Source organism: Bradyrhizobium sp. ISRA430, assembly GCF_029909975.1.
In the GTDB taxonomy this organism is placed as follows: Bacteria; Pseudomonadota; Alphaproteobacteria; order Rhizobiales; family Xanthobacteraceae; genus Bradyrhizobium.
In genome coordinates, this window is sequence record NZ_CP094516.1 from 902,908 (window position 1) to 926,946 (window position 24,039).

Consider the following 24,039-nt stretch of genomic DNA (forward strand, 5'->3'; position numbering starts at 1 on the left):
ATGGCGCCTGCCAACCGCCAGCGAAAAAGGCCAATCAATCCATGCGGAAAACCCTGCTGTTTCCCCTCGGCGCGCTCACCGGCGCGTGTCTGACCCTTCTGATGACCGGTCCGCAGGGCGGACACTGGGCGGCGAGGGCGGCGGCGAGCGTGGACGACGCCTATTCCCAGCTTAACCTGTTCGGCGAGGTCTTCGAGCGTGTAAAGGCGACCTATGTCGAGAAGCCCGACAACGCCAAGCTGATCGAGGGCGCGATCACGGGGATGGTGACCTCGCTCGATCCGCATTCGCGCTACATGAACGACAAGTCCTGGACCGAGATGCAGGAGACCACCTCCGGCGAGTTCGGCGGCCTCGGCATCGAAGTCACCATGGAGGACGGCCTGGTCAAGGTCGTCTCTCCGATCGACGACACGCCGGCCTCCAAGGCCGGCATCCTGTCCGGCGACCTGATCAGCAAGATCGATGGCGAGGCCGTGCAGGGCATGACGCTCGAGCAGGCCGTCAACAAGATGAAGGGGCCGGTCGACACCAAGACCAAGCTGACCATCGTGCGCAAGGGCGCAGATGCTCCGCTCGACATCGCCATCACGCGCGAGATCATCCATGTGCGCCCGGTGCGATTCCATGTGGAGAACGGCGACATCGGCTATATCCGCGTCACCTCCTTCAACGAGCAGACCACCGACGGCCTCAAGAAGGCGATTGCCTCGATCTCCAAGGAGGTCCCGCAGGAGAAGCTCGCCGGCTACGTGATGGACCTGCGTAACAATCCGGGCGGATTGCTCGACCAGGCCGTCTCGGTGTCGAGCGCGTTCCTGCAGCGTGGCGAGGTGGTGTCGACCCGCGGCCGGAATCCGGAAGAGACCCAGCGCTTCACCGCGCATGGCGGCGATCTCACCAAGGGCAAGCCGCTGATCGTCCTGATCAATGGTGGCTCCGCCTCGGCCTCCGAGATCGTGGCCGGCGCGCTGCACGACCACAAGCGCGCGACGCTGATCGGCACGCGCTCGTTCGGCAAGGGCTCGGTGCAGACGATCATTCCGCTCGGCTCCGGTAATGGCGCGCTGGCGCTGACCACGGCGCGCTACTACACGCCGTCGGGCCGTTCGATCCAGGCCCAGGGCATCGCTCCCGACATCGAGATCCTCCAGGACGTGCCGGCGGAGCTGAAGGGCCGCGTCGACACCATGGGTGAAGCCTCGATGCGCGGCCATCTCTCCGCCGTCGGCGGCTCCGAGCAGACCGGTTCGCAGTCCTACGTTCCGCCGGAAGAGAAGGACGACAAGGCCCTGCATGCGGCCTACGACTTCCTGCACGGCGTTACGGTGAATGCGGCGGCTGCGAAGCCCGCGCCGAAGGCGGCGGTGCCGAACTAGCTCGCCTCGCGGCGGCGGCCCTGATGGCCGCCGCGCCGCGCGAGCCGGCTGCGGTGCAGCGCGAATAGCTCCAGGACCTTGTCGGCCGATTTCGCGGCGCTGAACAGATAGCCCTGCATCTCGGAGCAGCCGAGCGTGCGCAACAGGCGCTGCTGCTCCTCGGTCTCGACGCCCTCGGCCGTGGTGGTCATGCGGCGGGCGCTGGCGAGGTTGACGACGGCCTGCACGATGCTGGACGAGCCGTCGGGACCGGCGATGTCGTTGACGAAGCAGCGGTCGATCTTGATCTTGTCGAACGGGAAGCGGTGCAAGTAGCTCAGCGACGAGTAGCCGGTGCCGAAATCGTCGAGCGCGATGCGCACGCCGATCGCGCGGAGCTGGTGCAGGATCGCAAGCGCGGTCTCGTCGTCGCGGATCAGCACGGCCTCTGTGATCTCGAGCTCGAGCCGGCTCGCGGGCAGGTTGGACGCGGCGAGCGCCGCCATGATCTTCAGCGCCAGCGTGCCGCTCTTGAACTGTACCGGCGAGACGTTGACGGCGAGACGGATGTCGTCGGGCCAGCTCGCCGCGTCGCGGCAGGCGGTCGCCAGCACCCATTCACCGATCTCGTTGATCAGGCCGGTATCCTCCGCGATCGGGATGAACTCGGCCGGTGAGACCATGCCTCGTTCGGGATGGCGCCAACGCACCAGGGCCTCGCAGCCGGTGATGCGGTCGTCCTTCAGGCTGAGGCAGGGCTGGTAGTAGACCTCGAGGCCGCCATGGGCGATGGCGTGGCGCAGATCGATCTCGAGCTGCCGCCGTTCGCGCACGCATGCGTCCATCTCCGGTTCGAAGAAGCGATGGGTACGCCGGCCCGCAGCTTTGGCGGCGTACATCGCCATGTCCGCGTTCTTCAGGATCTGGTCCAGCGCCGTCCCGTGCCGCGGCGCCTGCGCAATGCCGATGCTGGCGTCGGTGGTGAGATGGTGGCCCATGCAGTCGAACGGCGTGCGGATCGCGGCGAAGACCCTCGCGACGAGATCGTTGACCTGGTCCACCGACGTCACCGCGCTCTGCACGATGGCGAACTCGTCGCCGCCGAGGCGCGCCACGAAATCGCCAGGCCCGGCGCAGCGGTCGAGGCTGGTCGCGACCGACTTCAGAAGCTCGTCGCCGACGAGATGGCCCAGCGCGTCGTTGACGCCCTTGAACTCGTCGATATCGATGTAGTGCACCGCGATCTCTTCGCCGTCGACGAGGCCGGACAGCGCCGCGCGCAGGTGCTCGTGGAACATAGCGCGCTTGGGCAGGTCGGTCAGCGCGTCGTAATGGGCGAGGTGCGTGATGCGCTCCTCGATGCGCCGCCGCTCGGTGATATCCTCGTGCGTCGCCACCCAGCCGCCATCCGCAAGCGGCTCGTTGAGGATCTGGATCGAGCGGCCGTCGGAGGTATCGATGACCATGGAATTGCGCAGGTGGATGTCGCGCAGCACCCGCGCGATATATTTGTCGACATCGCCGGTGAACGAGCCCGTAGCCTTGCGGTGCGCGATGATGTCGTGGAAACTGCAGCCGGGCTTCACGACCTCGGCCGACAATCCGTACATTTCGATGTAGCGCTCGTTGCAGACCACGAGGCGCTGCGACGCGTCGAACAGCAGGAGGCCCTGGCTCATGTTGTTCACGGCGCGGTCGAGGCGCTGCTTCTCCAGCGTCAGCCGCCCGCGCGAAAGGCGGTGCTGTTCCAGGAGCTTGCGCACGATCGCGATCAGCACGCCTGCGATGGCGAGCGCGGAGGCGGCTGCGACCGAGATCAGGATGCCGATCTGCTCGCGCCAGTCGGTCAATGCCGCCGCGCGCGTGGTGGTGGCCATCATCAGGATCGGGAAGTGGGGCAGGGCGCGCGCGGAGATCAGCCGGTCATCGCCGTCGACCGGACTGATGATGCGCCCGGCGAAGTGATCGAGCCCGAAGATCCTCTGCTGCTCGAACGGACCGGCTTTGAAATTCCTGCCCATCATTTCGCTCGAATGGGGATAGCGGGCGAGCAGCGTGCCGTCACGATGCAGCATCGATATCGTGGCGCCTTCGCCGAGGACCACGGTCTCGAAGAACTTCTCGAAATTGGCGGGCTCGATGCCGCGTCCGATGACTCCCATGAACTCGCCGTTCGGCCCTACAATCCCGCGGACGATCAGGATGGTCCAGGCGCCGGAGATACGGCTGTGCAACGGCTCGATCAGACGTCCGGCGATTGGGGATCATACCTGAAGGTCCGGAAATAGGCGCGGTCGGCGACGTTGACCTTTGGAGCCGGCCACGCCGTCGACGAATTGATCACATTGCCGTCGGCATCGATGATGTTGATGCCGCCCATATAGGGCAGTGCCTCGATCTTCGAGCGTAGCATCCGGTGGATGTCCTGGCCGGAGAGGCGCTTGCGATAGTCCTCCGCGCTCGCGATGCCGGTCAGGCGCACGTGGTCGATGAAGTCCTTCTGGATGACCGCGAAATCCTGCAACTGCTGATCGAAATGATGGGCGAGCAACAGAGCGGTGTTTTCCAGCTCGCGGCCGCTGTTGCGCAGCGCGCGCTCGCGGAAGTTCTGTGCCATCAGTGTCGCGCCGATGGCAATGGCCGCGATCAGGAGTGCGCCGCCCACCACCAGCCAGCGGATCGGTCCGCTGCGGACGAATACCTGGTCGAGGAGGCGGCTGCGGTATCTCGTCATGATCTCGATCGCTGTCGTGCACACGCCAGGATCAGTGCTTGAGCCCGGAGACATCCGTTGGTTTACGGGAACGGTATGGAGGCGACGTTAGGAAGCGCGGTTAATGCCGGGTGAATCGGCACGTGCAAATGCAAGCGATGTGAGAACCACCGGATCGATGAATCCGGTGCGGCCGCGATTGAATACGGGCTCCAAGCTCAACACCAAGTTCGGATCGATCAGCGCTTCGCTGCGCTGATCGCGTACGTTCCGCTGCGCTCCAGTATCGCCACTACGATCAGCGCCGCGACGACGTTCGCGCCGGCGCTGAGCAGGATAGGCAGCGTGTAGCTGTGACTGACGTCGTAGACGAAGCCTGCGGCGCTCGGGCCGACCAGCGTGCCGAACGCAACGCTGGTGTAGAGAATGCCGATGATGCCGCTGACGTTGCGTCCGCCAAAATAGTCCATCACCACCGTCGGCAGGACTGCAACCCAGCCGCCGTAGAACACGCCATAGACGAAGGCGAAGGCGGCGAGGCTCCAGACATCGCTCGCAAAGGCCCAGATCGCCATGGCGAGCGCCATGCCGATCAGTACCATGATCAGCGAGCGGTCGCGGCCCATCCGGTCGGCGATGGCGCCAAGAAAGAACCGGCCTGCGGTGCTGCCGGCCCCGATCATCCCGAGCAGCAGCACGGCGGAGGACGCCGCGACCCCGTGGTCGCGCGCATAGGGCACGAGATGGACGAACGGGACGAATGCGCCAAAGGAGCAGACCAGGCACGACACATAGAGGCCGACGAACCGGATCGACCGGACGGCCTCGCGCACCGAAGCGCCGCCGGCGTGGGTTGCGCCCGAGGCCTCGCGGGGCGGATCGCCGTCGGGACCGAGGCCACGGTCCTTCGGGTCATTCTCGATCAGCAGCGACAGCGCGCCACCCACCACCAGTGCAATCGCACCCAGCGCCAGATAGGCACCGCGCCAGCCCACCGATGCGATGAGCAGGGAGGCGAGCGGCGGCATCGCCAGCGTGCCGAGCCCGATGCCGCTGACCGCGAGCCCCGAGGCAAAGCCGCGGCGCCTGACGAACCAGCGTTGCACCGCGCCGAGCGCCGGAACAAAGGCGCAGCCCATCCCGACGCCGACACCAAGGCCGTAGGCGAGATAGACCTCGACAAGCGAGCGCGCAGCGCTCGCGGCCGCGAGGCCGGCCGCGAGCAGGATCATGCCGGCGACGGCGAGCGGCCGTGAGCCGAACCGGTCGGCGAGGGGACCGCTGACGAGGCCGAGCGCGAAGTAGAGGAAGCCCGCGATCGAAAACACCAGCGAGATCGAACCGCGCGAGGCGCCGAAATCGCGCTGCAGCGGCTCCAGGAACGCGCTGAACGTATAGGCAGAGCCGAAGCCGACGAACATCACGGCGAATGCCGCGGCGACGACAAACCAGCCATGGAAAATGCTCCGCTGAGGGAGCGTGGATTGAATGGTCATTGTTGCCTCCGCGAGGTGAGGGAAGGATGGCGACGATGCCAGGACGTGGCGCGCTGGAACGCAGCGCCGGCGCGCACGAGCATGGCCTCGCCGAGATGGGCGGCAACGAGCTGGAACGCGGTCGGCAGTCCGTCCGCCGATGCGCCACCCGGTAGCGTGATCGTGGGATGACCGGTCATGTCGAACGGGCAGGTGTAGCGCTGCAGCTTCGCGATCAGATCCGGCTGCTCGCCGAGCGTCCGGATCATGGCCAGCGTCACAGGCGGGAACGGGTGCACCGGGATCAGCAGCAGGTCGATGGTCTCGAACAGCGCAGCCACCCGGCCGCGCAGCGCCAGCCGCCGCAGTAGGATCTTCTGATAATCGAGAGCAGAGAGCGCGCGACCGGCCTCGATCACCGAGGCGAGGATCGGACCATACTCATCCCTGCGGGCAGGATAGGTCGCCTCGTGCGCGACCGCAGCTTCGACCGCACAATTCGGCATCCAGTCGGCGATCGCCTGCGTGACGTCGGGAAATCTGACATCGACGATGTCAGCGCCAAGCGCGCGGAAGGCATCGATGGCGTCTGCCAGCACGCGTTGTGTCGCGACGTCCACGTCGTCGTTGTTCCAGACGGCGTCGACGCCGATCCGTAAGCCCCGCACGTCCTGTGTGGCCGCGGTCAGATAGTCGGGCACCGGATCGAGCAGCGACGTCGGATCGTTCGGGTCGTGTCCGGCGATGGCGCCGAGCAGTGCGCCGACATCGGCAGCGCTGCGGCCGATCGGCCCGACATGGTCGAGCGTCGCGGCCAGCTCGAACGTACCGTGGCGGCTGACGCGACCCCAGCTTGGCTTCAGCCCGGTCAGGCCGTTGGCGGCGGACGGCCAGCGGATCGAGCCGCCGGTGTCGGAGCCGAGCGAGCCGAAGCAAAGTCCGGCGGCCGTCGCGACCGCTGGGCCGCTGGATGAGATGCCCGGCCAGTAAGCCGGATTCCACGGATTCTTCGGCGGCGTCACCGACGGATGGTGATCGGAATAGGCACCCTCGCTGAGCTGCACCTTGCCGAGCACCACGGCGCCTGCGTCCTTCAGCCGTTGCACGACGGTCGCGTCTTCATTGGGACGAAAATCGCGATGAAGCGTGGTGCCGGCCGCCGTCGGAATGCCTTTGGTCCAGAACAGATCCTTGAGCGCAATCGGCACGCCATGCAGCGGACCCCGATAGCGGCCATGCGCGATTTCGGCGTCGGCGGCTTTCGCATCAGTGATTGCCGTTTCCGCCATCACGTGAACGTAGCTGCCGAGTTCACGGTCGAGGGCGTCGATACGGTCGAGTTGCGCACGCGTCAGCTCCAGCGCGGAGATCTCGCGCGTCTTGAGGCGTGCAGCGAGCTCGGTGAGTTCGAGATAGTGCAGGGCGTCGGCCACGGCTCGCGTTCTCCATTTTCTATCGCAATGACGCTCGATTTCCGAAAGATCAACACCAGTATAATTAAGATACAGGTGTTTGGTTGCCGTCAACCAGTAAATATGTTTTACTGGTGTTCCAATTTCTGGTGTTCCGATGTCGAAAGAGTCGCGCAAGTTCAAGGTTCCCGACGCGCTGGCGAACGTCTATGATTTCGCCAACACGCTCGATGTCCGCCATTTCACGCATTTCGGCGTGGAGCATCCGCAGAGCGACGGGCTCGCCGGGCCGAAGCAACTCGCAGACTGGATGCGGGAACGCGGCCTCGGCACTGAGGGCGGACGCATTACGCCGGCGATGTTCGAGGCCGCGCTGCGGCTGCGCACCGCCTTGCGCGCCTATCTGCAGTGCGATCCGGCCGAGCGGCGCCGGAACCGGGACATTCTCGGCGCGCTCGATGACGCGCTCGCGCCGTTTCCGCTGCGGGTCGAGGCTCGCGCCGGGCGCGGCGCAGTATTATCGGCGGCGCGCGAGGATGCGCTGGCCGGCCTGTCAGCAATTGCGATCGAGCTTCATGACGCAACGCTTGTGGGAACGCTTGACCGGCTGAAGATGTGCGCGTCGGAGGAATGCCGTCGGGTATTCTTCGATCGGTCGAAACCATCGACGCGGCGGTGGTGCATGTCGACGCTGTGCGGCAACCGGATGAAGACGCGCGCCTATCGCGAGCGGCAGCGCGAGGCGAAATAGACCAGATCGGGCGATCAGGCGCGGTAGTGGCCGGACTTGCCGCCCATCTTCTCGATGAGATGGATGCGCTCGATGCGCACGCCGCGCTCCACCGCCTTGATCATGTCGTAGATGGTGAGGCAGGCGACCGACACCGCTGTGAGCGCCTCCATCTCGACACCGGTCGGGCCGGTCACCTTCACGGTGGCGCGAACGAGGCAGCCCGGTAGTTTGGCATCGGGCTCGATGTCGACCGTGACCTTGGACAACGCCAGCGGATGGCAGAGCGGGATCAATTCCGAGGTGCGCTTCGCCGCCATGATGCCGGCGATGCGTGCGGTGCCGAGCACGTCGCCCTTCTTGGCATTGCCGGAACGGATCAGGTCGAGCGTCGCCTTGCTCATGACGACGCACCCCTCTGCTACCGCGACCCGCTCGGTCGCGGGCTTATCCGAGACGTCCACCATCCGCGCCTCGCCCGAGGCGCCGATATGGGTGAGGGCTGGCTTGGCCTTCGTGTCCGTCTTGGCGGGCGCCATCTCAACGCGTGCCCGTCGTGCGCGCCGCATCAACGCCGCGCGTGAGCAGCGCACGCGTGGCGGCGGTCACATCCGCCTGCCGCATCAGGCTCTCGCCGACTAGGAAGGTCGACATGCCGACGCGCTCGAGCCGGGTAAGGTCGGCCGGCGTGAAGATGCCGCTCTCGCCGACCATCAGCCGCTCCTGCGGAATCAGCGGCGCCAGGGCCTCGCTGGTCGCGAGCGTCGTCTCGAAGGTGCGCAGGTTGCGGTTGTTGACGCCGATCATCGGCGAGCGAAGTTTTAGCGCCCGGTCGAGCTCGGCGCGGTCGTGGATCTCGATCAGCACGTCCATGCCATAGGCAAGCGCCGCGTCCTCGAGATCCCAGGCGGCCGCATCGTCGAGCGCCGCCATGATAACCAGGATGCAGTCGGCACCGTGTGCGCGCGCCTCAGCCACCTGATAGGTGTCGAACATGAAATCCTTGCGCAGTACCGGCAGCGACGTCGCCGCGCGTGCGGCCACCATGAAGTCGAGATGTCCCTGGAACGAGGGCGCATCCGTCAGCACCGACAGACATGCGGCGCCGCCCGCCTCGTAGGCCTTGGCAAGCCGCGGCGGATCGAAATCGGCACGGATCAGTCCCTTCGAGGGCGACGCCTTCTTGACCTCGGCGATCAGCGCGTAATCGCCATTGGCATGCTTGGCCTTGATCGCACGTACAAAGCCGCGCGGCGCGGTTTGCGCCTTGGCCTTCGCCTCGAGGGCCGACAACGGCTGCGCGCGCTTGGCAGCGGTGATCTCCTCGCGCTTGTACGCCTCGATCTTGGTCAGGATGTCCGACATGCCAGGTTCAGTCGTTGGAGACGGCGATCAGATGTTTCAGCCGCGCGTTCGCTGCGCCGCTGTCGAGCGACGTGGCGCCGATCGCGACGCCTTCCCTGAGGTCCTTGGCGCGTCCGGCCACGACCAGTGCGGCCGCCGCATTTATCAGCGCGACGTCGCGGTAGGGGCTCGGCTTGCCGTCCAGCACGCTTTGCAGCGCCGCCGCATTGGCATCGGCGTCACCGCCCCTCAGCGCGCCGGCCGCACAGCGTGACAGGCCGGCTTCCTCCGGCGTCACCTCGAAATTCCTGATCTCGCCGTTCTCGAGCGCGGAGACGAAAGTCGGGCCGGTGAGGGTGATCTCGTCGAGGCCGTCGGAGCCGTGCACGACCCAGACGGATTCGGAGCCGAGATTCCGCAGCACCTGCGCCAGCGGCTGCACCCATTGCCGCGAAAACACGCCGACCATCTGCCGCTTCACGCCGGCCGGATTGGACAGCGGTCCGAGCAGATTGAAGATCGTGCGGGTCGCGAGCTCGACCCGGGTCGGACCGACGTTCTTCATGGCGGGATGATGGGCAGGGGCGAACATAAAGCCGATGCCGCATTCGCGTACGCAGCGCCCGACCTCGTCGGGTTTGAGGTCGATCTTCACACCGAGCGAGGCGAGCACGTCGGCGGCCCCAGAGCGCGACGACAGCGCGCGGTTGCCGTGCTTGGCCACCGGCACGCCCGCGCCAGAGACGATGAAGGAGGCGCAGGTCGAGACGTTGACCGAGCCCGAGCCGTCGCCACCCGTGCCGACGATGTCGACGGCGTCGCCGGGCGCCGTGACCTTGAGCATCTTGGAGCGCATCGCCGCGACCGCGCCGGTGATCTCGTCCACGGTCTCGCCGCGCACGCGCAGCGCCATCAGGAGGCCGCCCATCTGCGAGGGGGTGGCCTCGCCGGACATCACGGCGTCGAAGGCGGCAGCCGCCTCGTCACGCGACAGGCTGGCGCCGGTCGCCACTTTTCCAATGATCGATTTCAGGTCGTCCATCGCGTGCTTTCACTGATTACTGGTTCGCGCCCGTCACCTGCGCGAAGGCGGCCTGATTGATGCTGGTTCCGATGTTGGTTTCAAGCTTGTTGACGTAGGAGGCGACCTGCTCCTCGGTCAGCGCGCGGTCGATCGTCTCCTTCAGCTTCTTCACGGCGTCGGAGGCGAAGTCGACCTTCGGGTCGACGATGTCGGTCACGCGGAAGACGATCACGTCGCTGCCGCCACTCACAGGCGCTTGTGCAACGCCATCCTTGGCGGTGCGAAAGGCGGCGGTGACGACGACCGAGGGCACGCCGGCCGGCGAGTCGTCGCGCTTGAAGCCCGTTGCGGTCTCGACCTTGGCGCCGATCGCGCCGGCCTCGTCGGCGAGCTTGCCGCCCTGTTCGAGTTTTTTCACCATCTCGGTCGCCTTGGCCTTCAGCTTGGTGGCGATCTGGTCCTGGCGCCAGCGCGCCTCGACCTGGTCGCGGACCTCGTCGAGATTGCGGTCGCGCGAGGGCGTGACGGCGAGCACGTCGTACCAGACGTAGCCGCCCTGGAACGAGATCGGATCGTTGTCGACGCCGACGTCGCTGTTGAAGGCCTGAGATACCACGTCGAGGCCCTGCGGGATGTTGGCGACGGGCTGGCCGTTCGGCGCACGGCCGGAGCGGTCGACCGCGTCGATGGTCACGGCGGTGAGCCCGAGCTTCTGCGCCGCATCGACCACGCTGGCGCCGCCGCCGCGCTCATCCTCCATCTTGTCGCGGAGGTCCGCGACCTTGACGCGTGCGCGCTCGGTCGCGATCTCCCGCTTGAGGTCGGCCGCGACGCTGGCGTAGTTGGCCTCAACGCCCGGCTCGATCTTGTCGACCTTGACGATCGCGGTGCCGAGGGGCCCCTGGATCGGCTGGCTGATCTCGCCCACGGGCAGCGCGAAGGCGGCGTCCGCAACCGTGGGATTGAGCGCCGACTTGGTCACGAGCCCGAGATCGACATCGGCGGCGCTCAGCCCGCGCTCCTTGGCGAGGTCTTCGAAGGACATCCCGCCAGTCAGGCGCTCACGCGCGGCCTGCGCTTCGGCGGCGTTCGGAAACACGATCTGGTGGATCTGCCGCTTCTCCGGCGTGCCGAGGCGATCCTTGCGTTGCTCGAACAGCTTCTTCGCGTCGTCGTCGGAGACCTCGCTCCACTTGCCGATTTCTTCCGGCGAGATCACCACAAAGGCGATCTTGCGGTATTCGGGCGCGCGGAACTGGACCTTGTGGTCCTCGAAATAAGCCGCCAGCGTCTCAGGCGAGGGCGCATCGATGGTGCCGGCCTGTGCGGCGTCGAGCCTGACGAATTCGATCGTGCGCTGCTCATTCTGGAAACGCGTGAGAGCGTCGATCAGCGCCTTCGGCGGCTCGAGCCCGGCGCCGATCGTGCCGGTGATCTGACGGCGCTGCGAGACCTTGCGCTGCTCGGCGACGTAGCGCTGCTCGGTGTAGCCGAAATTGCGGATCACGGCCTGGAAGCGCTGGGGATCGAAATTGCCGCCGACGCCCTTGAAGTTCGGGTCGTTCATGATGAACTGGCGGATCTGCTCGTCGGACTGGCCGAGCCCGAGCCGCCGCGCCTCTTCGTCCAGCGCGGCCTCCGCAATCGTCTGCTGCAGCACCTGACGGTCGAGCCCGAAAGCGCGGGCCTGGTCAGGGGTCAACGGACGGCCGAACTGGCGGCCGATCTGCTGCAGGCGATCGGTGTAGATCTGGCGGAATTCGTTCAGCGAAATCTCGGTGCTGCCCACCTTGGCTACCGTAGACTGCCCGAAGCCGCGGAAGATGTCGGCGATGCCCCAAATGCCAAAACTGATGATCAACACGCCCATCACCACGGCCATAATGGTCTTGCCGAGCCAGTTTGATGAGGCCTTGCGCATTCCTCGAAGCATTGGGTCCAACTTGTTTGGCAGGAAGGGAACCGGAGCGCGCCTTAAAGCAGATTCCGCGAAAGGGCGTCACCGAATTGATATGGCATCATAAAGTGGCGGCTTTTCCCCCGCAACCTGCCGCGGCCTTAAGCTGTGTTAACGGATCGCGGTCTCTGGAACTGAGACGCTCGCTCTGCTAGCGCATTGCAAACCCAATTTCGCTGGAATCCGACATGACCGATGCCATCCGACCTCTGATCGCCGGCAACTGGAAAATGAATGGCCTAAAGGCCTCGACTGCCGAATTCGACGCCATGCTCAACGGTGCGGCAGACGTGACCGCGAAGGCCGACCTGTTGGTCTGTCCGCCGGCGACCCTGGTCGCGGCTTTTGCGGAGAAGGCGCGCGGGAAGGCGGTGGCCGTGGGAGCGCAGGATTGCCATCCCAAGGCCTCCGGCGCCCATACCGGCGACATCGCCGCGGAAATGCTGGCTGATGCGGGGGCGACTGCCATTATCGTCGGCCATTCCGAGCGCCGCGCGGACCATGGCGAGAGCGACCTTCTCGTGAAGCAGAAGGCGGAAGCGGCTTGGCGCGCCGGGGTAATCGCGATTGTCTGCATCGGCGAAACCCAAGGCCAGCGCGACGCCGGCCAGACGCTGGACATCCTGCGCGGTCAGCTCAACGGCTCGCTGCCGGATGGGTCGACTGCCGCCAATCTGGTGGTGGCCTACGAGCCGGTCTGGGCGATCGGCACCGGCCTGACCCCCACGGCCAAGGATGTCGAGCAGATTCATGGCTTTATCCGGGAACTCCTGACCTCCCGGTTCAAGGCCGATGGCGCCAGGATGCGCATCCTCTATGGCGGTTCGGTCAAGCCCTCGAACGCAGCCGAACTGATGGCGGTCAGCAACGTCAACGGCGCGCTGATCGGTGGCGCCAGCCTGAAGGCCGCCGATTTCCTTGCGATTGCCAAGGGCTGCCCCTAGCTAAAGGCGAAGCGCGGCGGGTCAAAGTACTGCCCGATCGGGGGTGGCAATGGCCGTTCCGATCGTGTAACACCGCGCAACTTCAGGAAAACCCGCGAAGCGCGATGGGCCGCCGATCTCGGCGCTGTCGGCTTGTGACGGAAGGGTACAATGCACACTGTTGTCATCGTCATCCACCTCATGATCGTCGCCGTGATGATCGGCGCCGTCCTGCTTCAGAAGTCGGAAGGCGGCGGCCTCGGCATGGGAGGAGGCGCGGGCTTCATGTCGAGCCGCGGCACCGCGAACCTTTTGTCGCGCACGACCGCGATCCTCGCCGCCGGCTTCTTCCTCACCAGCCTGTTCCTGTCCTGGTATGCAGGCTACGACCGCAAGCCGTCGTCGATCATCGGCCAGCCGGCGTCGCAGACGCAGCCGGCCGGAGGCGCGCCGGTCGCGCCACCGACCTCGGGCGGCATCCTGGATTCGTTGAAGAAGGCTGACGAGCAGCAGCAGAACCAAGCGCCTGCTGGGCCGCAGGTTCCGCGGTCGCAATAAAGCAGGGGGGCCATGCAGGGCGGCGGCTACCGTCCTGCATCAACAAGCCCCATCAAGGCTCTGTCACCGCTCTTAGTTTTGGCTCACCCACAGGCCCGCAGAATCTTTGGGGCGGAAGACGAATCGCTTTGGCGAATCGAATTCGGGGGATTAAAGGTTAAGTCCCATGGCGCGGTACATATTCATCACCGGCGGCGTGGTTTCTTCGCTCGGAAAGGGTCTGGCTTCAGCGGCACTCGGTGCCCTCCTGCAGTCCCGCGGGTACAAGGTCCGCCTCCGCAAGCTCGACCCCTATCTCAACCTCGATCCCGGAACGATGTCGCCGTATCAGCACGGCGAAGTGTTCGTGACCGATGACGGCGCGGAGACCGATCTCGATCTCGGTCACTACGAACGCTTCACCGGCCGTCCCGCAACAAAAGCCGACAACATCACGACAGGCCGGATCTATCAGGACATCATCACCAAGGAGCGGCGCGGCGATTATCTCGGCGCGACGATCCAAGTGGTCCCGCACGTCACCAATGCCATCAAGGAGTTCGTCCTCGACGGCAATGACGACTACGATTTCGTGCTGGTTGAGATCGGCGGCACCGTCGGCGACATCGAGGGCCTGCCGTTCTTCGAGGCGATCCGCCAGCTCAAGAACGAGCTGCCGCGCGATCATGCCGTCTACATTCATCTCACGCTGCTCCCCTACATCCCGAGCGCCGGCGAACTGAAGACCAAGCCGACGCAGCATTCGGTGAAGGAGCTGCGCTCGATCGGCATCCAGCCGGACATCCTGCTCTGCCGCACCGATCGCGAGATACCGAAGGAGGAGCGGCGCAAGCTCGGGCTGTTCTGCAACGTACGCGAAAGCGCCGTGATCGAGGCGCGCGACGTCGACAACATCTATGCCGTGCCCGAGGCCTATCACGCCGCAGGCCTCGACGACGAGGTGCTCGCCGCCTTCGGCATCGGCTCGCGGATTCCGCCGGCTCTGCAGAGCTGGCAGCAGATCAACGAGCGCATCCGCAATCCCGAGGGTAACGTCACCATCGCGATCGTCGGCAAATATACCGGGATGAAGGATGCCTATAAGTCGCTGATCGAGGCGCTCTCGCACGGCGGCATCGCCAACAAGGTGAAGGTCAATCTCGACTGGATCGAGAGTGAGATTTTCGAGAAGGAAGATCCCGCGCCGTTCCTCGAGCACGTCAACGGCATCCTGGTGCCCGGCGGCTTCGGCCAGCGCGGCGCGGAGGGCAAGATCCGCGCGGCGCAGTTCGCGCGCGAGCGCGACGTGCCGTATTTCGGCATCTGCTTCGGCATGCAGATGGCGGTGATCGAAGCCGCACGAAATCTCGTCGGCATCGAGGAGGCCAATTCCACCGAGTTCGGCCCGACCAAGGAGCCGCTGGTCGGCCTGATGACGGAATGGTTGCGTGGCAACGAGCTCGAGAAGCGCTCCCAGGCCGGCGACCTCGGCGGTACGATGCGGCTTGGCGCGTATCCCGCGGCGCTCAACCGTGGGAGCCGCGTCTCCCAAGTCTATGGCGGCGCGACCGAGATTTCCGAGCGCCACCGCCACCGCTACGAGGTCAACACGGCCTACAAGGACCGCCTCGAGCAGCACGGCCTGAAATTTTCGGGCCTCTCGCCGGACGGCGTGCTGCCGGAGATCGTCGAGTACGAGGACCATCCCTGGTTCATCGGCGTGCAATTCCACCCCGAGCTGAAGTCGCGGCCCTTCGAGCCGCACCCGCTGTTTGCGTCGTTCATTCAGGCGGCGGTGGTGCAGTCGCGGCTGGTCTGACGATTCGGCTTGACCGGCGCTGAGGATTCGGGCGCAAGCAATCCGGTGATGACCTTCATCTGCGGCCGCCGCGTGAGCCTGTAAACGGCGGCAGGGGGCACGTTGAGCATCGCGCGATCCACCAGCTTGGCCCGTAAGCCCAGCCGGTCGAGCACGGGTCGTGGCACCGGGCAGCTCATCCCATACGTGAACTGGTAGAACGCGCCGCCTGGGCGGATGTAGGTGAATGCCCCGCCGATGATCGAGACGACTTTGCGCGTCGACATGTTGAGCAGCGGTAAGCCGCTGACGACGGCGCCGACGGGGGCGCCGTCATAGAGACGGTGCGCGGTGAGCCGTGCTGCATCCATCCACAGGACGCGTGCGCCGGGAAAACGCATTTGCAGGAGCTTCATGAAGTCGGAGCCGTATTCGATGAGCGTGAGGTCTTCCTGACGGACGCCGCGCTTCAAGAGCTTATAGGTGAAGGCGCCGGTGCCGGGGCCGAGCTCGAGGATCGGGCCGGTCGCCGCGGTGATCTCGCGCGTGATGAGATCGGCAAGCGCCGCGCCTGACGGGGCGATCGCGCCGACCCGACGCGGCGCCGACATCCAGGCAAGAAAGAACGAGAGAAGATCGTTGGGCATGCGCACTCCGGCGTTTTGATTCGCGCCTCGCAATGAGAGGTGAGGCCGCTTGCAATGTCGCGGGAGTGCATTGCGACAGCATTGCGGGCGCGGAATGCGGACTAAAATCAATTGTCGCCAATCGGTGGCAGCGTAATTTTGAAGCGAGCGCCGCCATTAGCGCCGTCCAGCACCGAGACGTGGCCGCGATGCAGCAGCATGATCTCGCGAACCATGTTGAGGCCGAGGCCGGCGCCGTGATCAAGCGGGGTGAGCCGATAGAAGGGCTCGAAGATCATCTCGCGCTGATCGGGCGGAATGCCGGCGCCCTCGTCGGTGACTTCGATGCATGCGGGCTTGCTGACGCGGATGCCGATCGTGCCGCGGCGAGGCCCGTGCTGGATCGCATTTTGCACGAGATTGGTCAGCGCGCGCTCCAGTGCTGCGGCATCGCCGAGCGTCTCGATCCGCGTCTCGGGCGCGTCGAGGGCCAGTTCGTAGCCAGCAGCGATCGCCAGCGGCGCAAGCTCGGCCGCGACGCCCTGAGCGACAGCGACGAGGTCGACGCGTGTGAAGGGATGTCCGCAGCGGTCGAGCCGCTGGATGTCGAGCAGTTGCTCGGCGAGCGTTGCGAGCCGGGCGGCATCCTCGATCAGGCGGGTTTTCTCCGGTCCCGATGGAAGCGACTCCAACCGCGTGTTCAGGATTGCGATCGGCGTGCGCAGCTCATGCGCGGCGTCCGCGACGAACCGCTTGTGGCGGGCATAGCCTTCATCGAGCCGCGCCAGCGCATCATTGACCGCAGTCACGAGCGGCACGACCTCGAGCGGGATGCGGTCCACCGACAGCCGCGCGCCGCGCTGATGGATGTCGATCCGGCGCGCCTGGTCCGCCGTCATGTCCAGCCCTTTGAAGGCGCGCTGCACGATCATCGGGGTCGCGATGAATGTCGCCGTTCCCATCAGTAGCAGGCCGGGCAGGGCGATGCCGAGGAACATGAGCGAGGTCATGAACACGGCCTTGGCGCCTGTGAGCCTGCCTTGCGTCGCCGTGATGACCTGCACGTTGCCGGCATCCGTGTCGACGCGCTTCAGCCGTGCCGGCGCTTTGCGCGGATCGTCCTCGAAAAGCTGCCATCCCAGCCGCGCCTGGCTGATCTGGTCGAGCGCGCCGCCGATGGCGGCGAACTCGGCCGGCACGGAGCCTTCGCTGAGCGAACGGCCCTGTCGGTCCCGGACCAGGAACCAGAGGTCGGGCGTCTCTGCGCGCAATTGCTTCAGCTCCGCCGTCGACCGTAGTATCAGGCCGCCCTGCGCATCGCGTGCGAGCGCATGCTGCACCACGTCGATCACCCGATCTTCGTCGCGCTCGGCGAGCACGAAGCCCGATGCGCACAGCGCCAGGATGATGACGGCTACCAGCGCAAGGAGCAGTGCGGCCTGGAGCGAGAGTAGGCGCCAGCTCAGCCGCGAGCGCAGGCAATATGGATCGGCCTGCTTGCTCACGGCAGTTTCTTCAGGAGATAGCCGACGCCGCGGATGCCGTGGATCTCGACACCCGCATCCGCCTCGGCAAGCTTGCGGCGCAGCCGCGACACATGAGTGTCCAGCGCGTTGGACTGGATCTCGTCGTCGAAATTGTAGACGGCTTCCTCCAGCGCCGAGCGCAGGACGGTCCGGCCCATGCGGCGGACCAGGGCTTCGAGCACCAGGAGCTCGCGTCGCGGCAGCTCGAACGGGCAGCCGTCGATGCTGGCCTCGCGGTGGCCGACATCGAAGGCGAGGCGGCCCGCTCGGATGATGTCGGGCGTGAGGCCTGCGGGCCGCCGCAACACCGCGCGCAGGCGCGCCAGCAATTCCTCGACCGCGAAAGGCTTGGCCAGATAGTCGTCCGCGCCGCTGTCGAGCCCGGCGACGCGGTCGGCGAGCTCGCCGCGGGCGGTCAGGACGATGATCGGGACGCCGTCGGCGCGCGCCCTCAGCTTCGGGATCAGGGTAAGGCCATCGCCATCGGGAAGCTGGCGGTCGAGCAGGACGGCGGCGTGGACGGCGGCGGAAATCGCCTCTTCCGCTTCGGCCAGCGTCGGCGCGTGGTCCACTACCATGTCATAGCGCGTCAGCGCCGAGGCCAGCGCACCGGCCATCTCCGCCTCATCCTCGACGAGCAAAATCCGCATGATCCGGCACCTCAACCTCAACCGAGCTGTTCTAGCCGCCGTATCATTGCGGCAGCATTGCGGGAACCGGCTGCGACCGGGTGGCCGCGAAAGGCTGCCAGCCATGCGCGGAATGCCACCGGGGGAGCCGGGCGGGGCTCAAGACAGCTTCATGGCCGGCCGCTATAACCGCCGGACTTGATCAGGGAGGAACCAGGATGATCTACGAAATGCGTCAGTATCGCTGCGTGCCCGGCCGTCTGCCGGCACTGCTCAAGCGATTCGAGACGGTCACGCTGAAGCTGTGGGAGAGGCACGGCATCCGCCAGGCCGGTTTCTTCACCACGATGATCGGCGAATCCAATCAAGAATTGACCTATTTCCTGGCCTGGGAGTCGCTTGCCGAGCGTGAGAAGAAGTGGGGCGCGTTCATGACCGATCCCGACTGGCTCGACGCGCGGGCGAAATCGGAAGCGGACGGGCAGATCGTCGCCAACATCGTCAGCCAGCTCCTGACGCCGACCGCCTTCTCGGTGGTGAAATGATCTCCGGCCTGCCGGCGCGCGCAGCCCGGGCGCAACCCTGATATTCGAACGGCTAGGGGCCGAAGAGGGTTGATCCGACCCTCATCGCCGCTATGGTCGCGCCGAAACGAGGGAAATTGGCCTTGAGCTCTTCACCGTCAGCAGCGCCGGTCGTCACCATTGGCACGGTCAAATTCGGCAATGATCTGCCGATCTCGATCATTGCCGGGCCGTGCCAGCTCGAAAGCCGCCAGCATGCGCTGGAGGTGGCGTCCGCGCTGAAGGAGATCGCCGCGCGGCTGAAAGTCGGCCTCGTCTACAAGACCTCCTTCGACAAGGCCAACCGCACCAGCGCGTCTGCGGCCCGCGGCCTCGGGCTCGCCCAGTCGTTGCCGATCTTCGCGGAGATCCGCTCCTCAGTTGGTCTGCCCGTGCTGACCGACGTGCACGAGGCCGCGCAATGCTCCGAGGTGGCGCAAGCGGTGGACATCTTGCAGATCCCGGCCTTCCTGTGCCGGCAGACCGATCTCCTCCTCGCCGCGGCTGCGACCGGCAAGGTCGTCAACGTCAAGAAGGGCCAGTTCCTGGCGCCGTGGGACATGGCCAATGTCGTGACCAAGATCACGAGCGCGAACAATCCCAACGTGCTCGTCACCGAGCGCGGCGCTTCGTTCGGCTACAACACACTCGTGTCCGACATGCGCGCGCTGCCGATCCTGGCGCGTACCACCGGTGCGCCCGTGATCTTCGATGCCACCCATTCGGTGCAGCAGCCGGGCGGGAAGGGGACCTCATCGGGCGGCGAACGCGAGTTCGTGCCTGTGCTGGCGCGCGCAGCGGTGGCCGTCGGCGTCGCCGGCGTATTCATCGAGACTCATCCCGATCCCGACCATGCGCCGTCGGACGGGCCCAACATGGTGCCGCTGCGGGAGTTCGAAGGCCTGATCCGCACGCTGATGGCATTCGACGCGCTCGCAAAGAATCAGAGCTGATGTCGCAACGCGAAGTGCGGCCGTACGACCACGGCTTGCCGGCCGCGCTCTATGTCATTTCCGGTGCGAGCTTCGCCGCGGCGCTGTCGGCGCGCGCCCTCGATCCGGTGCTGCCGCACATCGCCGAGGATTTCAGCGTCAGCATCGCCACCGCTGCGGGCTTTTCGGCGGTCTTTGCCTTCACTTTCTCGATCATCCAGCCGCTGATCGGTGCTGCCGCCGATCTTTTCGGCAAGACGCGGCTGATGATCGGCTGCCTTGCGCTGCTCGGCCTCGCCAACATCCTCGGCGCGCTCTCGACCTCGTTCTCGCTGCTGTTCGCCACTCGCATCCTTGCCGGCATCGGCTCAGGCGGCGTGTTTCCGATCGCGCTGAGCCTGACCAGCGATCTTGTCGGCCCGGAGAAGCGTCAGGTTGCAATCAGCCGCACGCTGGCCGGCGCCATGACCGGCAATCTACTCGGCGCCTCAGCCTCGGGCCTGATCGGCGACTTCCTCGGCTGGCGCGGCGTGCTGGCGGTGCTCGGCGCGCTGGTGATCGTCGCCTCGATCGCGGTCGGCGCAGGCTTTCACGGCGCGAAGATCAAGCATCCGCCGAAGACGAGCCTGTCGGCCCTGAAAGCCGGCTATCGCACCATCTTCACCAATCCGAACGCCTATGTGTGTTACTCGGCCGTGTTCGTCGAGGGCTGCTGCGTGCTCGGCCTGTTTCCCTACATCGCCTCGTTCCTGTTCGATCTCGGGCAGACCTCGCTATCCATCGCCGGCATCGTCATCGCGGGCTTCGCGGTCGGCGGTCTGTTCTACACGCTGACGGTGTCGCGCCTGCTGCCGCGGCTCGGCGTCAAGGGCATGATGATCGCCGGCATGACGCTGGTGGCCTCGCAACTCGTCGCCGTCGCCTTCGGCCCGCGCTGGGAAGTCCAGACCCTCAATCTCATCGTCATGGGCTGGGGCTTCTATATGGCCCATGGCTGCCTCCAGGTCTTTGCCAGCGAGCTCTCGGTGGAGGCGCGCGCGACCGCGCTCTCGCTGCACTCGTTCTTCTTCTTCATGGGGCAGACGGTCGGCCCGCTCGCCTACGGCCTTGGCCTGCAACATGCCGGCAAGATGTCGACCCTGGTCGCGAGCGCCATGATCATGGTGGTGCTGGGCCTCGTCTGCGCGCAGTTGCTCAGGCCGCGCGCACCGTCTGACGCGCGCGCCTGATGCGCTGAGGCCGACACAATCAACGAGGCCGATGCGCGCGTGCGGCGATCGCTTGCGCGCGCTCGAGCAGCGCTTCTGCCCGCTGAACGATAGGGATATCGATCATCTTGCCATCGATGGCGAAGGATGCGCGCCCCTCGGCAGCCGCTTGCTTGTTGAGGGCAACGACGCGTTCGGCGTCAGCCACATCCTGTGGTGATGGGCTGAAACCCGCGTTGAGGATCGGCACCAGTGATGGGTGAATGCAGGCAGAGCCCACAAAGCCAAAATCCGCCGACCGCCTCACGATCCTGGTATACCCGTCCAGATCGGAGAAATCCGCCACCGAGCCGATGGTGCCGAGCGGCATGATGCCGGCGGCTCGCGCCGCTTGCACCACCTGTTGCTTCGGCATCAACAAGGTCTCCTCCGTCGGTTTCGCGCCGATGGCGGTCGCATAGTCTTCGGCACCCAATGAAATGCCCGCCAGCCGCGGGATCGATCGTGCGATGTCATGGGCTCTGGCGAGCGGGCCGGGCGCCTCGATCAGGCCAACAAACCAGATCTTGCCGGGTGGCAATCCGCGATCGATCTCCAATCTTGTCACCATCTCGTCGAGCAGGCGCAGATGCTCGGCGCCTTCGACCTTGGTGATCTTGATCGCGTCCACGCCCGGGATGACGGCCGCCTCCAGATCGGGCACCGCCAATTCGAGCGGCTGGTTGATCCGCACCATGACGTCCGAATTCCCGGTGTCGCGAAAGCGCTGAACGATGCCCGGTATCAGCGCGCGGGCGGTCGCTTTTTCGGCAAGCGGCACGCTATCCTCGAGATCGATGATCAGTGCGTCCGCGCCGCGCTCGACGGCTTTGACGACGAACCGCTCTACGTTTGCGGGTACGAACAGCGCAGATCGCCAGACGGGGAATTTTCGCTGAATTGTCATTTTCTGGTTTCCTTCACGACGCCCGAGGCGAGAGCGGCATCGATATCTTCAGGGCTAAGGCCGGATTCGGCCAGAATGGTGCGGCTGTGCTCACCAAGGCGGGGCGCTGGCGTCCGGATGCTTCCGGGCGTCTCGGACAGGCGCACCGGGACGGCGTGCATCGGGAACGTTCCCATATCGTCGTCAGGATAATCGGCCAGCAGTCCGCGGGCCTGCACGTGGCGGTCGTTCATCAATCGGACGGTATCGTTGACCGGACCGATCGTGACCTCGGCCGCTTCGAAGAAGGCCACGTTGTCTTCGACCGTCCGCGTCGCAATGAAATCGCCGATAATCTTGTCCAATTCGGCAACATGGACGAGCCTCTGTTCGTTGGTCTTGAACCGCGGATCATCGCAAAGTTCGGGGCGGCCGATCGAACGCAGCACCCGCATGGCCATGCCTTGCGTGGAAGCCGACAGGCAAACCCAACCGCCATCGAGTGTACGGTAGACATTGCGCGGTACCGAGCCGCTCGAGCGGCTCCCGCTGCGCGGTTTGACCACGCCGGTCAAACGATAATTTGCCGCCTGGGGCCCCAGCGAGTTGACGATCGGGTCGAGCAGCGGCAGATCGATTACCTGTCCTTTTCCACCGTTGATTTCGACCTCCCGTAACGCGGCCATGGCTGCGAACGCTCCGGTGAGACCGGACAATGCGTCGGCCAGATACATCGGTGGCAATACCGGCTCGCGATCAGGGAATCCGTTCATCTCGGCGAAGCCGGAAAAGCCTTCCACCAGCGTCCCGAAGCCGGGCCGGCGATGATAGGGGCCGGTCTGCCCCCATCCCGATATTCGAACGATCACGAGCTTGGGCTCGAGCCGCAGCAGTTCTTCGGGAGAAAGCCCCATCTGCTCGAGCGTACCTGGACGGAAGCTCTCGATCAGCATCGCGGCGCCGGGAATGAGCTTGCGGATCAACGGCACCGCATCATCGTGACGAAATTCGAGGCAAATGCTGCGCTTGTTGCGCGAATGTATCTTCCAGTTCGTTTCGACGCCCTTTGTGCGCCAACCGCGCAGGGTATCGCCTTCGCGCGGCTCGACCTTGATGACGTCGGCGCCGAAGTCGGCGAGATGTTGGGTGAGCAGATTACCCGCAACCAGCCTCGAAAGATCGATGACGCGGAGCCCTGTCAGTGGGCCGCGGACACCGGGTGTATAGTCAGCCCGATGCAGTCCGCCTTCGGGAGAGGTGGCGTCAGTGGGATTTGCCATGGTTCCGTTCTGTAAACAGGATGCCGCCGGTTACAGGCAGCCACAGGCGCAACTGGCGGTCAGTCGTTGCATCCTGGGTTTCGATGCGGATCTGATTTCCGCCGACGCTCAATCCGATCTGCCAACGACCGCCAACGTAGGAATGGCTGACCACGTCCGCTTCGATGATCGAACCTCCGATCGCCTGGTCATGGGCCGCTGCCAGGCGCATCTGCTCGGGGCGATAGGCAAACGTGACCTTGTCGCCCAATGATGGACGTTTGTCGGACTTGATCAGGACGCGCTGACCGTCGGCGAGACTGACCAGCGTCTGTCCATCGCCATCGGGTGCCCCGACGACGTCGCCGTTCAGAAAATTTGTCGTTCCGATGAAGTCGGCCACGAAACTGTCTGCGGGCCGGGTGTAGATCTCCTGAGGCGAGCCGATCTGATTGATCCGGCCGCCATTCATGACCACGATGCGGTCGGACAAGGCCAGTGCTTCGACCTGGTCGTGCGTCACGTAGATTGTCGTCAAGCCGAGACGCGTGCGCAGTTCAGCGAGCCAGGCCCGGGCACGGTCGCGCAGCTTGGCGTCGAGATTCGACAAGGGTTCGTCGAGCAAGAGGATTTCGGGTTGGTAAACCAGTGTTCGCGCGAGCGCGACACGTTGCTGCTGTCCGCCCGAGAGTTGATGCGGATAGCGATCCTGAAAGCGCTCCATCTCGACGAGAGTGAGACTCTCCTCGACGCGGCGCTTGCAATCGGCGGTCGACACTTTCCGCAGCTTGAGCGGAAACACGACGTTGTCGTAGACCGTCATGTGCGGCCACAATGCGTAGCTCTGGAACACGAGTCCGCAATGGCGGGCTTCTGGCGGCAGAAAGATGCCCTTTTCGCCGTCGAAATAGGTCTTGTTGCCGACGCGGATACGTCCGCTCGTCGGCTGATCCAGTCCGGCAATGGCGCCGAGCGTCGTTGACTTGCCACACCCGGACGGACCCAGCAGCGTGATGAACTCACCATCCGCAACGTGGATGTTGACGTCGTCGATCGCTTTGACCGGTCCGAACCGCTTATGCAGGTTCTCGATCAACAAC

At 65.3% G+C, this 24,039-nt stretch carries 20 protein-coding genes and 1 pseudogene; 8 read left to right on the forward strand and 13 right to left on the reverse strand.

Annotation, left to right across the window (positions count from 1 at the left end):
- Positions 1 to 41 precede the first annotated feature (41 nt).
- Positions 42 to 1,379 (forward strand): S41 family peptidase, encoded by a 1,338-nt coding sequence (locus MTX21_RS04705; RefSeq protein ID WP_280970744.1) that lies wholly within the window; start codon positions 42 to 44, stop codon positions 1,377 to 1,379.
- On the opposite strand, the pseudogene MTX21_RS04710 reads toward MTX21_RS04705, so the two are convergent.
- The 3 genes and pseudogenes from MTX21_RS04710 to MTX21_RS04720 all read right to left on the reverse strand — a co-directional run bounded on the left by MTX21_RS04710 (position 1,376) and on the right by MTX21_RS04720 (position 6,979).
- Positions 1,376 to 4,092: pseudogene (locus tag MTX21_RS04710) on the reverse strand (EAL domain-containing protein). The gene MTX21_RS04705 and the pseudogene MTX21_RS04710 overlap by 4 nt on opposite strands.
- Before the next feature lie 218 nt (positions 4,093 to 4,310).
- Positions 4,311 to 5,567, reverse strand: coding sequence for an MFS transporter (locus MTX21_RS04715; protein ID WP_280970745.1), 1,257 nt, complete (start codon positions 5,565 to 5,567; stop codon positions 4,311 to 4,313).
- On the reverse strand, positions 5,564 to 6,979 hold the full coding sequence (locus tag MTX21_RS04720; RefSeq protein ID WP_280970746.1) for an amidase: 1,416 nt from the start codon (positions 6,977 to 6,979) through the stop codon (positions 5,564 to 5,566). Before MTX21_RS04720 ends, MTX21_RS04715 begins: the two co-directional genes overlap by 4 nt.
- Positions 6,980 to 7,115: 136 nt before the next feature.
- Here MTX21_RS04720 and MTX21_RS04725 point away from each other — a divergent pair, with 136 nt between their 5' ends.
- Positions 7,116 to 7,709, forward strand: a complete 594-nt coding sequence (locus tag MTX21_RS04725; RefSeq protein ID WP_280970747.1) for a CGNR zinc finger domain-containing protein — start codon at positions 7,116 to 7,118, stop codon at positions 7,707 to 7,709.
- Positions 7,710 to 7,723: 14 nt separating this feature from the next.
- Here the strand turns inward: MTX21_RS04725 and moaC are convergent, their stop codons facing one another.
- The 4 genes from moaC to MTX21_RS04745 are packed head-to-tail and all read right to left on the reverse strand — an operon-like array spanning position 7,724 to position 11,989.
- Positions 7,724 to 8,227: a cyclic pyranopterin monophosphate synthase MoaC gene (gene moaC / locus MTX21_RS04730; RefSeq protein WP_280970748.1), complete on the reverse strand. Its 504-nt coding sequence runs from the start codon at positions 8,225 to 8,227 to the stop codon at positions 7,724 to 7,726.
- Between the two features lies 1 nt (position 8,228).
- Positions 8,229 to 9,053, reverse strand: coding sequence for an indole-3-glycerol phosphate synthase TrpC (gene trpC / locus MTX21_RS04735; RefSeq protein ID WP_280970749.1), 825 nt, complete (start codon positions 9,051 to 9,053; stop codon positions 8,229 to 8,231).
- A 7-nt stretch (positions 9,054 to 9,060) separates the two neighbouring features.
- Positions 9,061 to 10,074 carry an anthranilate phosphoribosyltransferase gene (gene trpD / locus MTX21_RS04740; protein WP_280970750.1) on the reverse strand — a complete coding sequence of 338 codons (1,014 nt, stop codon included), beginning with the start codon at positions 10,072 to 10,074 and terminating at the stop codon, positions 9,061 to 9,063.
- A 16-nt stretch (positions 10,075 to 10,090) separates the two neighbouring features.
- Complete coding sequence (locus MTX21_RS04745; protein ID WP_280970751.1) at positions 10,091 to 11,989, reverse strand: SurA N-terminal domain-containing protein; 1,899 nt, start codon at positions 11,987 to 11,989, stop codon at positions 10,091 to 10,093.
- A gap of 212 nt (positions 11,990 to 12,201) precedes the next feature.
- On the opposite strand from MTX21_RS04745, the gene tpiA reads away from it, so the two are divergent.
- The 3 genes from tpiA (at position 12,202) to MTX21_RS04760 (ending at position 15,292) form a co-directional block, all read left to right on the forward strand.
- Complete coding sequence (tpiA, locus tag MTX21_RS04750) at positions 12,202 to 12,957, forward strand: triose-phosphate isomerase (protein ID WP_280970752.1); 756 nt, start codon at positions 12,202 to 12,204, stop codon at positions 12,955 to 12,957.
- Positions 12,958 to 13,107: 150 nt separating this feature from the next.
- Positions 13,108 to 13,494 (forward strand): preprotein translocase subunit SecG, encoded by a 387-nt coding sequence (secG, locus tag MTX21_RS04755; protein ID WP_280970753.1) that lies wholly within the window; start codon positions 13,108 to 13,110, stop codon positions 13,492 to 13,494.
- A gap of 166 nt (positions 13,495 to 13,660) precedes the next feature.
- Positions 13,661 to 15,292, forward strand: a complete 1,632-nt coding sequence (locus MTX21_RS04760) for a CTP synthase (protein ID WP_280970754.1) — start codon at positions 13,661 to 13,663, stop codon at positions 15,290 to 15,292.
- On the opposite strand, the gene MTX21_RS04765 is transcribed toward MTX21_RS04760, so the two are convergent.
- The 3 genes from MTX21_RS04765 to MTX21_RS04775 all read right to left on the reverse strand — a co-directional run bounded on the left by MTX21_RS04765 (position 15,259) and on the right by MTX21_RS04775 (position 18,073).
- On the reverse strand, positions 15,259 to 15,918 hold the full coding sequence (locus MTX21_RS04765; RefSeq protein WP_280970755.1) for an rRNA adenine N-6-methyltransferase family protein: 660 nt from the start codon (positions 15,916 to 15,918) through the stop codon (positions 15,259 to 15,261). The two genes, MTX21_RS04760 and MTX21_RS04765, sit on opposite strands and share 34 nt — an antisense overlap.
- 107 nt (positions 15,919 to 16,025) lie before the next feature.
- A complete protein-coding gene (locus MTX21_RS04770) occupies positions 16,026 to 17,402 on the reverse strand; it encodes a HAMP domain-containing sensor histidine kinase (protein WP_280970756.1) in 1,377 nt (458 codons plus the stop codon).
- Positions 17,399 to 18,073, reverse strand: a complete 675-nt coding sequence (locus MTX21_RS04775) for a response regulator transcription factor (RefSeq protein ID WP_280970757.1) — start codon at positions 18,071 to 18,073, stop codon at positions 17,399 to 17,401. The genes MTX21_RS04770 and MTX21_RS04775 overlap by 4 nt, the downstream gene beginning before the upstream one ends.
- 197 nt (positions 18,074 to 18,270) lie before the next feature.
- On the opposite strand from MTX21_RS04775, the gene MTX21_RS04780 reads away from it, so the two are divergent.
- The 3 genes from MTX21_RS04780 to MTX21_RS04790 all read left to right on the forward strand — a co-directional run bounded on the left by MTX21_RS04780 (position 18,271) and on the right by MTX21_RS04790 (position 20,776).
- Positions 18,271 to 18,597 carry an NIPSNAP family protein gene (locus MTX21_RS04780; RefSeq protein ID WP_280970758.1) on the forward strand — a complete coding sequence of 109 codons (327 nt, stop codon included), beginning with the start codon at positions 18,271 to 18,273 and terminating at the stop codon, positions 18,595 to 18,597.
- Between the two features lie 122 nt (positions 18,598 to 18,719).
- Complete coding sequence (kdsA, locus tag MTX21_RS04785; RefSeq protein ID WP_280970759.1) at positions 18,720 to 19,568, forward strand: 3-deoxy-8-phosphooctulonate synthase; 849 nt, start codon at positions 18,720 to 18,722, stop codon at positions 19,566 to 19,568.
- On the forward strand, positions 19,568 to 20,776 hold the full coding sequence (locus MTX21_RS04790; protein ID WP_280970760.1) for an MFS transporter: 1,209 nt from the start codon (positions 19,568 to 19,570) through the stop codon (positions 20,774 to 20,776). The genes kdsA and MTX21_RS04790 overlap by 1 nt, the downstream gene beginning before the upstream one ends.
- A 19-nt stretch (positions 20,777 to 20,795) precedes the next feature.
- Here the strand turns inward: MTX21_RS04790 and MTX21_RS04795 are convergent, their stop codons facing one another.
- Genes MTX21_RS04795 through MTX21_RS04805 form a run of 3 tightly spaced genes read right to left on the reverse strand, consistent with a single transcriptional unit; the run spans position 20,796 to position 24,035 of the window.
- Positions 20,796 to 21,701, reverse strand: a complete 906-nt coding sequence (locus MTX21_RS04795) for a CoA ester lyase (protein WP_280970761.1) — start codon at positions 21,699 to 21,701, stop codon at positions 20,796 to 20,798.
- Positions 21,698 to 22,960, reverse strand: a complete 1,263-nt coding sequence (locus tag MTX21_RS04800) for a CoA transferase (RefSeq protein ID WP_280970762.1) — start codon at positions 22,958 to 22,960, stop codon at positions 21,698 to 21,700. The genes MTX21_RS04795 and MTX21_RS04800 overlap by 4 nt, the downstream gene beginning before the upstream one ends.
- Entirely contained in the window at positions 22,944 to 24,035 is a 1,092-nt protein-coding gene (locus MTX21_RS04805; protein ID WP_280970763.1) for an ABC transporter ATP-binding protein, read from the reverse strand. The genes MTX21_RS04800 and MTX21_RS04805 overlap by 17 nt, the downstream gene beginning before the upstream one ends.
- Positions 24,036 to 24,039: the final 4 nt, after the last annotated feature.

What these genes read in the sequence shown, in the direction of transcription:
- MTX21_RS04780 (WP_280970758.1), top strand. Translation starts at nt 18,271, where the DNA reads ATGATCTACGAAATGCGTCAGTATCGCTGCGTGCCCGGCCGTCTGCCG.
- MTX21_RS04725 (WP_280970747.1), top strand. Translation starts at nt 7,116, where the DNA reads ATGTCGAAAGAGTCGCGCAAGTTCAAGGTTCCCGACGCGCTGGCGAAC.
- MTX21_RS04795 (WP_280970761.1), bottom strand. Translation starts at nt 21,701, where the DNA reads ATGACAATTCAGCGAAAATTCCCCGTCTGGCGATCTGCGCTGTTCGTA.
- MTX21_RS04715 (WP_280970745.1), bottom strand. Translation starts at nt 5,567, where the DNA reads ATGACCATTCAATCCACGCTCCCTCAGCGGAGCATTTTCCATGGCTGG.
- tpiA (WP_280970752.1), top strand. Translation starts at nt 12,202, where the DNA reads ATGACCGATGCCATCCGACCTCTGATCGCCGGCAACTGGAAAATGAAT.
- moaC (WP_280970748.1), bottom strand. Translation starts at nt 8,227, where the DNA reads ATGGCGCCCGCCAAGACGGACACGAAGGCCAAGCCAGCCCTCACCCAT.
- MTX21_RS04800 (WP_280970762.1), bottom strand. Translation starts at nt 22,960, where the DNA reads ATGGCAAATCCCACTGACGCCACCTCTCCCGAAGGCGGACTGCATCGG.
- trpD (WP_280970750.1), bottom strand. Translation starts at nt 10,074, where the DNA reads ATGGACGACCTGAAATCGATCATTGGAAAAGTGGCGACCGGCGCCAGC.
- MTX21_RS04765 (WP_280970755.1), bottom strand. Translation starts at nt 15,918, where the DNA reads ATGCCCAACGATCTTCTCTCGTTCTTTCTTGCCTGGATGTCGGCGCCG.
- trpC (WP_280970749.1), bottom strand. Translation starts at nt 9,053, where the DNA reads ATGTCGGACATCCTGACCAAGATCGAGGCGTACAAGCGCGAGGAGATC.
- MTX21_RS04775 (WP_280970757.1), bottom strand. Translation starts at nt 18,073, where the DNA reads ATGCGGATTTTGCTCGTCGAGGATGAGGCGGAGATGGCCGGTGCGCTG.
- MTX21_RS04745 (WP_280970751.1), bottom strand. Translation starts at nt 11,989, where the DNA reads ATGCTTCGAGGAATGCGCAAGGCCTCATCAAACTGGCTCGGCAAGACC.
- MTX21_RS04760 (WP_280970754.1), top strand. Translation starts at nt 13,661, where the DNA reads ATGGCGCGGTACATATTCATCACCGGCGGCGTGGTTTCTTCGCTCGGA.
- secG (WP_280970753.1), top strand. Translation starts at nt 13,108, where the DNA reads ATGCACACTGTTGTCATCGTCATCCACCTCATGATCGTCGCCGTGATG.
- MTX21_RS04705 (WP_280970744.1), top strand. Translation starts at nt 42, where the DNA reads ATGCGGAAAACCCTGCTGTTTCCCCTCGGCGCGCTCACCGGCGCGTGT.
- MTX21_RS04790 (WP_280970760.1), top strand. Translation starts at nt 19,568, where the DNA reads ATGTCGCAACGCGAAGTGCGGCCGTACGACCACGGCTTGCCGGCCGCG.